Source organism: Mesorhizobium sp. M6A.T.Ce.TU.016.01.1.1 (assembly GCF_003997065.1).
GTDB lineage: Bacteria > Pseudomonadota > Alphaproteobacteria > Rhizobiales > Rhizobiaceae > Mesorhizobium > Mesorhizobium mediterraneum.
Genome location: NZ_RZTJ01000020.1, coordinates 47,032 through 60,533, shown reverse-complemented (window position 1 = coordinate 60,533; position 13,502 = coordinate 47,032). Strand labels below are relative to the sequence as shown.

Below are 13,502 nucleotides of genomic sequence, written 5' to 3'. Positions count from 1 at the left end.
CTGACCCCGATTCTGCTTGCATCGGCCGAAACGCGATGTGAACATGGCAAAAAAGCTGGCTGTTATGTTGCAGTCAAGCAAGGGCGTTAAACAGGTCATCGGGGAGACGAAAATGAAGAAGATCGCCGCCATTGCCGCCCTTTCGGCCTCCGCGCTTGGTCTGTCGGCCGGCGTGTCCTTTGCCGACTACACACTGAACATCCTGCACATCAACGACTGGCACAGCCGCATCGAAAGCAACAATAAATATGAATCGACCTGCTCGGCCGAAGAGGAGACCAAGGGCGAGTGCATCGGCGGCGCGGCGCGGCTGATCACGGCGATCGCCCAGGAGCGCAAGAAGCTGGAAGGCCAGAACGTGCTGCTGCTCAGCGCCGGCGATAATTTCCAGGGCTCGCTCTTCTACATAACCTACAAGGGCAAGACCGAAGGCGAATTCCTCAACCAGATGAAATTCGACGCCATGGGGGTCGGCAATCACGAGTTCGACGACGGCGAGGCGGCGCTTGCGCCGTTCCTCGATATGATCCAGATTCCGGTGCTCGGCGCCAATGTGAAGGCCAACGCGCAATCCAAACTCGGTGACCGCGTAAAGCCGTCGATCGTCATCGAGGTCGGCGGTCAGAAGATCGGCATCGTCGGCGCGGTCACCAACGACACGCCGGAGCTCGCTTCGCCAGGCCCTAACGTCAAGATCGAAGACGACGTCAAGTCGATCACATCAGAGGTCGAAAAACTGAAGGGAGAAGGCGTCAACAAGATCATCGCGGTCACCCATATCGGTTACAAGCGCGAGCGCGACGTCATCGCCAAGATCCCGGGTGTCGACGTGGTGGTCGGCGGCCACAGTCACTCGCTGCTGTCCAACACCGACCCCAAGGCTGAAGGCCCCTACCCGACGATGGTCGACAATCCGGACGGCTACCAAGTGCCGGTCGTCCAGGCGGCGTCCTATTCGAAATATCTCGGCGAATTCAAGGTCGTGTTCGACGACAACGGCATCGTCAAGCAAGCCAGTGGTGACCCGATCTACCTCGACAAGTTGATCACGCCTGATCCCGCCGTGCTTGCCCGCATTAAAGAACTCGGCGCGCCGATCGAGGCGTTGAAGAACCAGGAGGTCGCCGAAACCACCAAGGCGATCGACGGCAGCCGTGAGAATTGCCGCACCCGCGAGTGCGAGATGGGCAACCTCGTCTCCGATGCCGTCCTCGACCGCGTCAAGGACCAGGGCGTCGAGATCGTCATCTCGAATGGCGGCGGTCTGCGCGCCTCGATCGATCAGGGCACCGTCACCATGGGCGAAGTGCTGAACGTGCTGCCATTCCAGAACACATTGGCGACCTTCCAGATTTCCGGCAAGGATCTGGTTGCCGGGCTCGAGAACGGTCTCAGCCAGATCGAGGACGGTGCCGGACGCTTCCCGCAGGTTGCCGGCCTGAAGTATTCATTCGACAAATCGGCCGCCCCGAATGCCGGGCGCGTCAAGTCGGTCGAGGTCATGGAAGGCGGCGCGTGGACCCCGATCAATCCAGACAAGGATTACCTAGTCGCCACCAACAACTATGTGCGCCAGGGCGGCGACGGCTACAAGGTGTTCGCCGACAAGGCCAAGAACGCCTATGATTACGGTCCGGGCCTCGAACAGGTGGTCGCCGATTATCTCAGCGCGCATCGGCCCTATACGCCGAAGCTCGATGGCCGCATCACCGAGGCCGCGGTGGCCGCCGCTGCGGAACCGGCCAAGCCGGCCGAGGCTGCGCCCGCACCGGCCGAGCCCGCAAAACCGTCAGAAACGGCTCCAGCCGCAACTGCGGAGCCGGCGATGCCCGAACCCCCGGCGGGTTCAAGCGACATCGCCACGACGCCACCGGGGGTCCCGGCGGAACCCGCCCCGCCAACGCCGGCACCTGCCGAGTCCGCAAAACCAGCCGAGGCAGCGCCTGCGGCACCGGCTCCTGCAGCGGAACCGGCCAAGCCAGCCGAGGCCGCACCGGCCGAAAGCAGCCATGTGATCGTTGCCGGCGATACCTATTGGGATCTGGCGGAGAAGGCCTATGGCGATGGCGCCAAGTGGAAAACGATCTCCGACGCCAACAAGAACTACGAACCGCGCCGCCTTCCCGTCGGCGCAACCTTGACTATGCCGGCCGCAAACTAAGTTCTTCCGTCATTGTCGGAAAACCCGTCCGGGTAACCGGGCGGGTTTTCTGCTTTCCGCCTGAGGTTAAGATAAGGTGCGGCCAGACGCTGCATTGAAAACCGGCGTGGCATCGCTAGTTTCGCGCGGTGTCCGGAGATCCCTTTATGACGCTTTCCAACCCTGTCGATCCCAAGGCTGCGAAGGCCCTCGGCCCGCTGCCGCCGGTCGGAGCGGGCAGGATCGGTGTCATACTGGTCAATCTCGGCACGCCCGACGGCACCGAATTCAAGCCGATGTGGCGTTATCTCAGGGAATTCCTGTCCGATCCGCGCGTCATCGAACTCAACAAGGCGATCTGGTACCCGATCCTCTATGGGCTGGTTCTCACCACGCGGCCGAAGAAGTCAGGCGCCAACTATGCCAGGATCTGGAACCGGCAGCGCAACGAGTCGCCGCTGCGCACCTACACCCGCGCCCAGAGCGAAAAGCTGACCGAAGCGCTGCGCGACCTGCCCGATGTCGTCGTCGACTGGGCGATGCGTTACGGCAATCCTTCGACAGAGAGCGTCGCCAAAGGGCTGGTCGCGCAAGGCTGCGACCGCATTCTCTCTTTTCCGCTCTATCCGCAATATTCCGCGACCACGACCGCGACCGCCAACGACCAGTTGTTTCGCGCGCTGATGAAGATGCGCCGCGCACCGGCGATCCGCAGCGTGCCGCCCTACTATGCCGAACCGGTCTATATCGAGGCGCTTGCCCGTTCGATCGAGCGCCATCTGGCGACCCTCGATTTCGAGCCTGAGGTGGTCATCGCCTCCTATCACGGCATTCCGAAACCCTATTCCGATAAGGGCGATCCCTATCAGGCCCATTGCCTGGAGACGACCCGGCTGCTGCGCGAAAAGCTCGGCTGGGATGAGAAGAGGCTGATTACCACCTTCCAGTCACGCTTCGGTGCGCAGGAATGGCTGCAGCCCTACACCGACAAGACGGTCGAGAAATTAGCCGGAGAAGGCGTGAGATCGATCGCCATCGTCAATCCGGGCTTTTCTGTCGATTGCATCGAGACGCTGGACGAGATCGCCAGGGAGGCGGCCGAGACTTTCCATCACGCCGGCGGCGAGACGTTCGCGCACATCCCTTGCCTCAACGACAGTGCCGAGGGCATGGCGGTGATCGAGGCGATGGTGCGGCGCGAACTGTCAGGCTGGATCTGAAGCGGGTTTAATCGCGCAGCTAGCGCGGCTGTCTATACACCGGCAATCCGCGATCACCTGATTGTAACATTTCTGAAACACACTTAAGTGTTTGGTGAAGTCGGTTGTATGGAAACGACTATCGCATCGGCACGAAAATCGGAATCGATTTTTGGGAAGCATGATGTGCAGGTATAAAAATTAGAGCGTACTTTGTGCGTCCGGTGAACGCGCGTCGCTCTAACGTGCTCGGCATCTGAGGGAGAGCCAAATGGATTTCAGTGGTTTCGATATCGCGCTTCTTGTTCTTGTCGCTCTTGTCGTGCTCGTGCTTTTCAAAGGCATTCGGACAATCCCGCAAGGCTACAATTATACCGTCGAACGCTTCGGCCGCTATACCAAGACATTGAGTCCCGGCCTCAACCTCATCGTGCCGTTCGTCGACCGCATCGGCGCCAAGTTGAACATGATGGAGCAGGTGCTCGACGTCCCGACCCAGGAGATCATCACCCGCGACAACGCCACCGTCGCCGTCGACGGCGTCGCGTTCTACCAGGTGCTCAACGCCGCACAGGCCGCCTACCAGGTCGCCGGGCTGCAGAACGCCATCCTCAATTTGACGATGACCAACATCCGTACCGTGATGGGCTCGATGGACCTCGACGAGCTTTTGTCAAACCGCGATGCCATCAATGAACGCTTGCTGCGCGTCGTCGACGAGGCGGCACATCCCTGGGGCATCAAGATCACCCGCGTCGAGATCAAGGACATCAATCCGCCGGCCAACCTTGTTGAATCGATGGGTCGCCAGATGATGGCCGAACGCAACAAGCGCGCGCAGATCCTCGACGCCGAAGGCCTCAAGCAGTCGCAGATCCTGGAAGCCGAGGGCCGCAAGGAAGCCGCCTTCCGCGACGCCGAGGCGCGCGAACGCTCCGCCGAGGCCGAGGCCCGCGCCACACAGGTGGTGTCGGAAGCGATCTCCAAGGGCGACGTGCAGGCGCTCAACTATTTCGTCGCGCTGAAATACACCGAAGCGCTGACCAAGATCGGCTCTGCCACAAACAGCAAGGTCGTGCTGATGCCGATCGAAGCGTCATCACTGATCGGCACGCTCGGCGGCATCGGCGCAATCGCCAAGGAAATCTTCGGGAGCGAAGGCACTGCCGGCGGCGCGCGGCAAGCTTCACGCCCGCCCGTGGTTCGCCCCAGCCAGACCTGAGGCCGATCCCATGTTCAACCGCATCATTTCCGAACTCGGCCCCTGGAATTGGATGGTTCTCGGTTTCGTCCTCCTCGTAATGGAGGTCATCGCGCCGGGCATCTTCATGCTATGGATCGGCATCGCCGCGCTGCTGATCGGTGCAGTCTCCCTGCTCATCTGGGACGCGGGTTTCTGGACCTGGCAGGTCCAGGTCCTCGCTTTCCTCGCGATGTCGCTGGTTTCAACCTATGTCGGCAAGAGACTGGTGGGTGGGCGCCATGACCCGACCGACCAGCCACTGCTCAACCGCCGCGGCGCACAAATGATCGGCAGGATGGCGACGCTTGCCGAGCCGATCAAGGACGGGCGCGGGCGCATAAAGCTTGGCGACACGCTATGGCGCGTCTCCGGCCCCGATCTGCCGGCCGGCACGCAGGTGCGCGTGACGGGCGCGGCCGATACCGATCTGGAGCTGACGGTCGAGGCGGTTCAAGGCTGATCCCACCCATCTCCGCGGAGTGACTTTCAAGCAGACTCTGATGTCTGTCAGGCCGCGCCGATGCGCAGCAGGTCGTGCAGATGGACAAGTCCGACCGGCCGTTTGCCCTCGACCACCATCAGGCTGGTGATGGCCGAATTGTTGATCGTCTGCAGCGCCGTCGCCACCAGCGTGTCCGGCCCGGCCGTCTTCGGCTCCTTGGTCATGACCTGATCGACGCTCATCGCCAAAAGATTGCTGCCGATGTGGCGCCTGATGTCGCCGTCGGTGATGATGCCGATCAGCGCACCGTCCTCGGCGGTTATCGCCACGCAGCCAAACCCCTTGCGCGACAATTCGAGGATCGCTTCGCGCATTCCGGTGCCGGAAGGCACCAGCGGCAGCCTGTCGCCGACATGCATGATGTCGCGGATCTGCGTCAGATTGGCGCCAAGTTGCCCGCCGGGATGGAAGGTGCGGAAATGATCCGGCGTGAAGCCGCGCGCTTCGAGCAGCGCAATGGCCAGCGCATCGCCGATCACCAGTTGCAGCAGCGTCGATGTCGTCGGCGCCAGGCCATGCGGACAGGCCTCCGACGCGCGCGGCAGCAGAAGCACAACATCGGCCTCGCGCGCCAGCGCCGATCTCTCTCCGGCGGTGACCGCGATCAGCGGGATCGAGAAGCGCCTGGAATAGGCGATGATGCCCTTGAGCTCCAGGCTCTCGCCCGACCACGACATGGCGATGATGGCATCGTCCCTGGCGATCATGCCGAGGTCGCCGTGATTGGCTTCGGCAGGGTGGACGAAGAACGCCGGTGTGCCGGTCGAGGCGAGTGTCGCGGCCAGCTTCGAGCCGATATGACCGCTCTTGCCGACGCCGGTGACGATGACGCGGCCTTCGATCTGCGACACCATGTCGACGGCGCGCGCGAACGGTTCGGCCAATCCGTTTTCGAGCGCAGCCGCCAGCGCCGCGACACCGGCCTGCTCGGTTGCCACCGTTCTGAGCGCCGAGGCTATCGAAGCTTGCCCGTCGAGCCGCTTCTTGTCTGGGGATCCCGCATGCATGGCTGATGCGATTAGCGCTTTGCCATGCGCCTGTCCAACGGAATTGCCATTCAGTGCGGGCTGATGAACCGCCGCCTCAACCCTCCGTTAACCATCCCCGTTTACGGTTCGGTAAGTATGGCGCGCGCGCGCCGCGCAAGCAGTGGTGGCGATGTCCGGGGCCCAGCCTGAAATGAAAAGAAGACGAAACGGCAAGGCGGTCTGCGCCTTGCTGCTGGCGACCAGCGTCTTCGCCTTGCTGCGACCAGCGCAGCCCTATGCCCAGGTAACCGAGCTGCGCGGCGAGGTTTCGGAATCGGCGATTCTGGCCGGCGCCCAGGATCAGACGGCACAGGCCGGCGCAACCACCCAAAGCGATGCGCCGGCGCCCACCTATCAGCCGGCCAGCCCGGGCGCCGTACAGGACGATGACACGGCGCCCGCGACCGGCAGCATTTTCGATCCGCCGGAAGCCACCGACGATCCGTTTGCGGAAACGCCCGCTCCCGTCCCGCCACGCCGACCATCGAGCGCAACGCAACGGGCGGCCGATCAAGACGAGGCAGAGGCCGCCGAGGCAGAAGCCACCGCCGCGACTGCAGCCACGACGGACGACACGGACACCGCCGGGACAGACCAGGACGCCACCAACCGCCGGGCCGTGACAATTGATTCCGCCGACAGGCAGGAGCTCGATCCGGGCGCCGAGCGCGCCGAAGCCATCGAAGGTCGGGACAGGAAGGTCGAGGACGACCCGTTCGCCGCCACCGGCATCAAACTCGGCTCGTTCGTGATCAGGCCGACGCTCGAACAAGGCCTGACGGCCTCGTCGAATGCCGATTCAAGCGCCGACGGCAAGCCGGCACTGCTGTCGGAAACGACGCTGCGCTTCAATGCCGTCTCCGACTGGCGAGAGAATTCGGCTGTCATCGACGGCTACGGCACTTTTCTCAAGACCATATCGGGCGACGAGATTCAGGAGTTGCGGGGCCGAGTCGACGGCACGCTCAATGTCGACCTCGACAACGATCTGCGCGCCATCGCCAAGCTCGGTTACGAGGCGGCGCCGGAATCGGCTTCGTCGCCGGTCGTCGTCGAAGGCACCATCGAGCAGCCAGTGCGCCAGACCATTGACGGCAGCCTCGCGGTCGAGAAGGATGCCGGCAAGATGCGCTTTGCACTGACCGGCGCGGTCGAACGCGACATCTATGGCGACGCCAAGCTTTCGACGGGCGGAACGGTGTCGCAGAAAGCCCGCGACTCGACGCTCTATACCGCCACCTTGCGTACCGGCTATGAGATTTCTCCCGCCATCACGCCTTTCACCGAGGTCGAAATCGGCCGCCGCGTCTATGATTTGCGCGTCGACCCCAATGGTTTCGAACGATCCTCGACACGGCTTGGCGTACGGGCCGGCGCCGAACTCGACCTCGGCGAGAAGCTTGCCGGCGAATTCTCGGCCGGCTGGCTGCGGGAAGCGATCGACGACGACCGCCTGGAGGCGATTTCGGGCGCCACGGTGAACGCCGACCTCAGATGGTCGCCGGAACGCGGCACCACGATCGGCCTCACCGGCCAAACGACCGTCGAGGGCACGACAACCCCAGACGAAAGCGGCGACATCCTTTACTCCGGCCGCCTCACCGGCGAGCGGGAAATCCGTGCCAACCTGACCGGGAACGCAGCTCTCGGCGTGGACTGGCGCGACTACATCGGGTCCGACGGCCATGACCTGACGCTGAGCGCCGAGGCCGGACTGACATGGTGGCTGAACCGGTATGCCGGACTGACCACCCGCGCCAGAACCGAAAAACAGACCAGCAACCTGGAGGGCCGCGACTACACGGCCCACAGCATCTTCGTCGGGGTGACGCTGCAGCCGTAAAGCAAGCCGTTGAAGGTTTGGGTATGTCGAGATTCGGGTCAGGCAGTGGCGGGAACGGCGGTTTCGAGAACCTGAACGCGGCCTACATTGGGTTATGCAAGTACCGGAAGCGCAGAAAACCGCCGTTCGCAGGCCGGCTGAATGTCAGCTCGCTAGAACGCCGCACCCCGCTGCTCTGACGGTTTCAACTCGTCGAGAAGCTTGCGGATGGCGCCCGCCATGTTCCCGTTCACGTCGCTGCGCCACAGCGCGAAGGCGACGTTGGCCTCGACAAAGCCTTCCGGCGACCCGCAATCGAAGGTGCGCCCCTGGTAATGGCAGCCATAGAAGGGCTGCTGCTTCTCCAGCTTCAGCATCGCATCGGTGAGCTGGATCTCGTTGCCGGCGCCCTTTTCCTGGCCCTCGAGAATCCCGAATATCTCCGGCTGCAGGATGTAGCGCCCGTTGATGTATAGATTGGAGGGTGCCGTGCCGGTCTTCGGCTTCTCCACCATGCCGGTGATGCGGAAACCGTGATGCGTATCCTCGCCGCGACCGACGATGCCGTATTTATGGGCCTCGGCGGGGTCGCATTCCTGAACCGCGACGATGTTGTTGCCGGTCTCGGCATAAAGCTCGACCATCTCCTTCATGCAGCTTTTTTCCGACTGCATGATCATATCAGGCAAAAGCAGCGCGAAGGGCTCGTCCCCGACGAGCTCGCGGGCGCACCAAACGGCATGGCCAAGGCCAAGCGGGACCTGCTGGCGCGTGAAGCTGGTCTGCCCCGGCGAGGGCTGCAGCCGCTGCAGGCGGGCGAGCTCGTCGTTCTTGCCGCGCTGGGCGAGCGTGTCATAGAGTTCGAACTGGACGTCGAAATGGTCCTCGATGACCGCCTTGTTACGGCCGGTCACGAAGATGAAATGCTCGATGCCGGCTTCGCGTGCCTCGTCGACCACATACTGGATAACTGGCCTGTCGACGACAGTCAGCATTTCCTTGGGTATGGCCTTGGTGGCCGGGAGAAACCGGGTGCCGAGACCGGCGACCGGGAAAACTGCCTTGCGAACTCTCTTCATGCTGTCAATTATCCGCTTGTAAGCCTGTTCGGCAATCCCGCTTCGAGACATTTTCGTGCCGGAATCGAGGATTATGGAACGGCTGGTCAGAAAAAAATTTGTAGTCCGTAAAGCACCGACGCGGCTTTTCGTTCCCAACGGCACCTATGGTAAACCAATTGCTAACCGGCTTCGGCGATGAATGATCTTCCTGTGATGATGAAGGAGGAAAAGATGTCCGTTCGCAACGCCGCAAAGCGCTTCACCAGCGTCGTTGCGGCCGCCAGCCTTTCGCTCGCCCTGCTGATGCCCGCCGGATCTGCTTTTGCCGACGCCGGCTTCCGGCAATGGGTGGCGAGCTTCCGCGCCACCGCAGTGCAGAGCGGCGTTTCCGGCGCCGTTTATGACCAGGCGTTCCAGGGGATCAGCGATGCCGATCCGGTCGTGCTGGAAAAAGCGCGTTATCAACCCGAATTTACCGCGCCCGCCTGGGATTATTTCGACAACCGCGTCCATGACCAGTCGGTCGCTGTCGGCCAGCAGATGGCCAGGAAGTGGAAGCCTTGGCTGGACAGGATCGAGGCAAAATACGGCGTCGACCGCTACATCCTGCTGGCCATCTGGTCGATGGAATCGAACTACGGCGAAATCCTCAAGCGCGACGAGGTCATGCGAAATGTCGTGCGTTCGCTGGCAACGCTTGGCTATGCCGACCGCAGGCGATCGAAATTTGCCCGCACCCAGTTGATCGCGGCGCTGAAGATCCTGCAAAGGGGCGACATCGACAAAAGCCACCTCAGCGGCTCATGGGCCGGCGCCATGGGCCATACCCAATTCATTCCCACCAGCTATCAGGCCTATGCGGTCGATATGGATGGCGACGGCAGGCGCGACATCTGGAATTCGATTCCCGATGCATTGGCCACGGCCGCCAATCTGCTCAGGAAGAACGGCTGGCAGGCCGGCAAGACCTGGGGCTATGAAGTCAGCCTTCCCGATGGGAAGAAGTTCCCGGCCGGATCGAAGTCGCTGTCGCAATGGCAAGCGCTGGGTGTCACGCGTGTCAACGGCAAGCCCTTCAAGAGCGGTGCGGAGAAGGCCACGCTGAAAGTACCGGGCGGCCGCGGCGGCCCGGCCTTCCTGATGATCAAGAATTTTTCGGTCATCAAGCGCTACAACAATGCCGACAAATACGCGGTTGCCGTTGGCCTTCTTGCCGACGAAATCGCCGGCTATGGTGGGCTTGTGCAGGACTGGAAGCGGCCTTTCACGAAGCTCTCCTTCGAGGAGAGGCAAGAGCTTCAGCAGCGGCTTTCCCAGTACGGCTACTATGACGGCAAGTTCGACGGCAAGATCGGCGAGGGATCGAAGGCCGCCATCATGGCCTTCCAGGCGAAGGCTGGCTTGACCCAGGACGGACATCCGAGCATGGAAGTGCTCAAATGGCTCAGGCAGAACTAGCCTCGCATAGGGAGACAACAACCTGGAGCATCGGACCCAAAACCGTTGGCAATCCGATGCTCGAGCGGCGGCACGGTTGGACTTGGGTCCGGCGCTCTTAAGGGATGGAGAGGGTGATTGATTTCGGCTGCGCGTATCCAGGTGATCCTTCGTCGCGTGCCGATCCTGATTCTGGCTGTTGCCGTTCTGGCCGTCAGTACTGCCGCCGCCTTTCATACGCCGGCCGTAGCGCAGGAAGAACAAAGGCGTGGCTGGTCGCTGCGCGACCTGTTGTTTCTGCGCCGAAGCGAGCGGGTGGAACCGCCGCCGCGACAAATTCAGAGAGCCAGGCCGCCGAAGGCCAGGGCAAAAAAGCCCCGCGCCGCGCCGCGCCGGCCGGCTGAGCCGACAACCCCCATTGTCGAGAAGGCGCCGGATGCCCGCACCGTTCTGGTGGTCGGTGATTTCATGGCGAGTGGCCTTGCCGAAGGTCTGGATACCGCCTTTGCCGAAAACAACAAAATCAGGATCGTCGTTCGCAGCAACGGTTCGTCCGGTTTCGTGCGTGACGATTTCTACAACTGGCCCGAACAGATCAAGTCGCTGGTCGAGACCGAAAAGCCCGCCGCCGTGATCGTCATGCTGGGCTCCAATGATCGGCAGCAAATGCGCGTGAACGATGAGCGCGAACAGCCGCGGTCCGAAGGCTGGGACAAGGAGTACGAACGCCGGACCGAAGCGTTCGGCAAGGCCATTGCATCGGCCAAGGTGCCGTATCTGTGGGTCGGCATGCCGGCATTCAAGGCGCCGAAGATGACCTCCGACATGCTGGCTTTCAACGACATCTACCGCTCGACGGCCGAAAGTCACGGCGGTGAATTCGTCGACATCTGGGACGGTTTCGTCGACGAGGACGGCGCCTTTGTCACCAGCGGGCCTGACATCAACGGCCAGCCGGTGCGCCTGCGCACCGACGACGGCATCTATGTGTCGAAAGCCGGCAAACGCAAGCTCGCCTTCTATGCCGAAAAACCCTTGATGAAGATGCTTGGCATGACCGCGCCCACGGGCACACCGGCTACTTATGCGCCAGCGGGCGCTCCCGTCGAGGCGCCGGCACCGGCACCCATGGCCGTCGATCGCACCGTGCCGATGCTGCTCAACGATCCGGCGCTCGATGGCGGTTCGGAGCTTCTCGGCGCAGCGCCGCCGGCAAAGGCGGACGGGCTCGGCGAAAAACTCGTCGTCGAGGGCAAGGCATCAGATGCTTCGCCCGGCCGCGCCGACGACTTCCATTGGCCGCCCAGGGCGCAGCCTGCGGCGGCGGCCGCAAACGAAACGACAACGGCGATCAATCCTTGATACGAGGCTCGGAGACCGTTTCGAAACTCGCTACTGTGAGTCATATGAGGGTGTTTTCGAGAACCGGAGCGGAGCGTACATTCGAGTATGTGAGCACCGGCCTACGCCGGCCGTAGCCTTAACTGCCACGACCGCTCATGAGTGCTTCGGCCGGCAAAGGCCGGAAGCGCAGAAAACGCCCTCAGATGGCCGCAGGAGTAGAGTTTCCAAACGGTCTCAGCGCGGTAGCACGCTCGATCCCATCAGCGCCTCGTCGATCGAGCGCGCCGCCTGCCGGCCCTCGCGGATCGCCCACACGACCAACGACTGGCCGCGACGGACATCACCCGCCGCATAGAGCTTTTCGACGCTGGTCCTATAGTCGCGGTCATTGGCCTCGACGTTGTTCGAGCGGCGGCTGTCGATGGCGATCTTCATCTGGCCGCCCAGCTCCGACACCGGTCCGACGGCGGCCGGCCCGGCAAAGCCGATGGCGATGAAGGCGAGATCCGCGCGGATGACGAATTCCGTGCCGGCGACCGGCTTGCGCTTTTCATCGACCTCGCAGCATTTGACGCCGGTCAACGCGCCGTCCTCGCCGATGAATTCGAGCGTCGCCACCTGAAACTCGCGCTCGGCGCCTTCGGCCTGCGAGGACGAGGTGCGCATCTTCGTTGCCCAGTAGGGCCAGACCGAAAGCTTGTCTTCCTTTTCCGGCGGCTGCGGCCGGATGTCGAGTTGGGTGACGCGGACGGCGCCCTGGCGGAACGCGGTGCCGACGCAGTCGGATGCGGTGTCGCCGCCGCCGACGACGACGACATGCTGGCCACCGGCGACGATCGGCTGCGAAGGCCACGCCACCGACTGGATCGGCTCGCCGCCGACGCGCTTGTTCTGCTGCACCAGATAGGGCATCGCGTCATGCACGCCGTCGAGATCGTCGCCGGGGATGTTGGCAGGGCGCGGTGTTTCCGATCCGCCGCAATAGAGCACCGCATCGTACTCGGCGAGCAGCTCCGCTACCGGCTTGTCGACGCCGACATTGATCCCACAATGGAAGCTCACGCCCTCGCCCTGCATCTGCTCGATGCGCCGATCGATATAGTGCTTCTCGATCTTGAAGTCGGGGATGCCATAGCGCATCAGCCCGCCCGGCCGGCTCTCGCGCTCATAGACGTGGACGTCGTGGCCGGCACGGCCAAGCTGCTGGGCGGCGGCCATGCCGGCCGGCCCCGAGCCGATGATTGCGACGCGCTTGCCGGTCTTCTTTTCCGGCGGATAGGGCCGGATATGACCGGTTTCATAGGCCTTATCGGCGATCGCCTGTTCGATCGTCTTGATGGCGACCGGAATGTCCTCGAGGTTCAGCGTGCAGGCTTCCTCGCAAGGTGCCGGACAGATGCGGCCGGTGAACTCCGGGAAATTGTTGGTCGAATGCAAGTTGCGGATCGCATTGTCCCAGTCGCCATTGTAGACGAGGTCGTTCCAGTCCGGGATCTGGTTGTGGATCGGGCAGCCGGTTGGCCCATGGCAGTACGGAATGCCGCAATCCATGCAGCGCGCGGCCTGTTTCTCGACCTCCTTGTCCGACATCGGCAGCGTGAACTCGCGAAAATGCCGGATGCGGTCGGAAGCCGGCTGGTACTTGTGCACCTGCCGGTCGATCTCGAGAAACCCTGTTACCTTGCCCATAGTCCAGTTCCTGCTGTCCAGATGGTGCGGTTTTCGC

Annotated in this window: 10 protein-coding genes; 7 read left to right on the top strand and 3 right to left on the bottom strand. The window is 62.7% G+C overall.

The features are described from left to right. Positions 1–112 precede the first annotated feature (112 nt). From EOC94_RS26955 to EOC94_RS26940, 4 genes are all read left to right on the top strand, one after another. Positions 113–2,161, top strand: a complete 2,049-nt coding sequence (locus tag EOC94_RS26955) for a bifunctional UDP-sugar hydrolase/5'-nucleotidase (protein WP_127294524.1) — start codon at positions 113–115, stop codon at positions 2,159–2,161. 146 nt (positions 2,162–2,307) lie between these two features. After that, on the top strand, positions 2,308–3,360 hold the full coding sequence (gene hemH / locus EOC94_RS26950) for a ferrochelatase (protein ID WP_095484070.1): 1,053 nt from the start codon (positions 2,308–2,310) through the stop codon (positions 3,358–3,360). 250 nt (positions 3,361–3,610) lie between these two features. Beyond that, positions 3,611–4,561 carry an SPFH domain-containing protein gene (locus tag EOC94_RS26945; RefSeq protein ID WP_095484069.1) on the top strand — a complete coding sequence of 317 codons (951 nt, stop codon included), beginning with the start codon at positions 3,611–3,613 and terminating at the stop codon, positions 4,559–4,561. 10 nt (positions 4,562–4,571) lie between these two features. Further along, entirely contained in the window at positions 4,572–5,042 is a 471-nt protein-coding gene (locus EOC94_RS26940) for an NfeD family protein (RefSeq protein WP_095484068.1), read from the top strand. 47 nt (positions 5,043–5,089) lie between these two features. Here EOC94_RS26940 and EOC94_RS26935 read toward each other — a convergent pair whose 3' ends face one another. Further along, entirely contained in the window at positions 5,090–6,091 is a 1,002-nt protein-coding gene (locus tag EOC94_RS26935; protein WP_095484067.1) for a KpsF/GutQ family sugar-phosphate isomerase, read from the bottom strand. A gap of 151 nt (positions 6,092–6,242) precedes the next feature. Between EOC94_RS26935 and EOC94_RS26930 the strand changes: the two genes are divergently transcribed. Further along, entirely contained in the window at positions 6,243–7,955 is a 1,713-nt protein-coding gene (locus EOC94_RS26930) for an outer membrane beta-barrel protein (protein WP_127294522.1), read from the top strand. A 152-nt stretch (positions 7,956–8,107) separates the two neighbouring features. Here EOC94_RS26930 and galU read toward each other — a convergent pair whose 3' ends face one another. After that, complete coding sequence (galU, locus tag EOC94_RS26925) at positions 8,108–9,022, bottom strand: UTP--glucose-1-phosphate uridylyltransferase GalU (protein WP_185928333.1); 915 nt, start codon at positions 9,020–9,022, stop codon at positions 8,108–8,110. A gap of 204 nt (positions 9,023–9,226) precedes the next feature. Here galU and EOC94_RS26920 point away from each other — a divergent pair, with 204 nt between their 5' ends. Together EOC94_RS26920 and EOC94_RS26915 are read left to right on the top strand one after the other, a co-directional pair. Then, a complete protein-coding gene (locus EOC94_RS26920) occupies positions 9,227–10,453 on the top strand; it encodes a lytic murein transglycosylase (protein ID WP_126105124.1) in 1,227 nt (408 codons plus the stop codon). Positions 10,454–10,570: 117 nt separating this feature from the next. After that, complete coding sequence (locus EOC94_RS26915) at positions 10,571–11,794, top strand: DUF459 domain-containing protein (protein ID WP_127294520.1); 1,224 nt, start codon at positions 10,571–10,573, stop codon at positions 11,792–11,794. A gap of 216 nt (positions 11,795–12,010) precedes the next feature. Here the strand turns inward: EOC94_RS26915 and EOC94_RS26910 are convergent, their stop codons facing one another. Continuing rightward, positions 12,011–13,465 carry a glutamate synthase subunit beta gene (locus tag EOC94_RS26910; protein ID WP_127294518.1) on the bottom strand — a complete coding sequence of 485 codons (1,455 nt, stop codon included), beginning with the start codon at positions 13,463–13,465 and terminating at the stop codon, positions 12,011–12,013. Between the last annotated feature and the right edge of the window lie 37 nt (positions 13,466–13,502).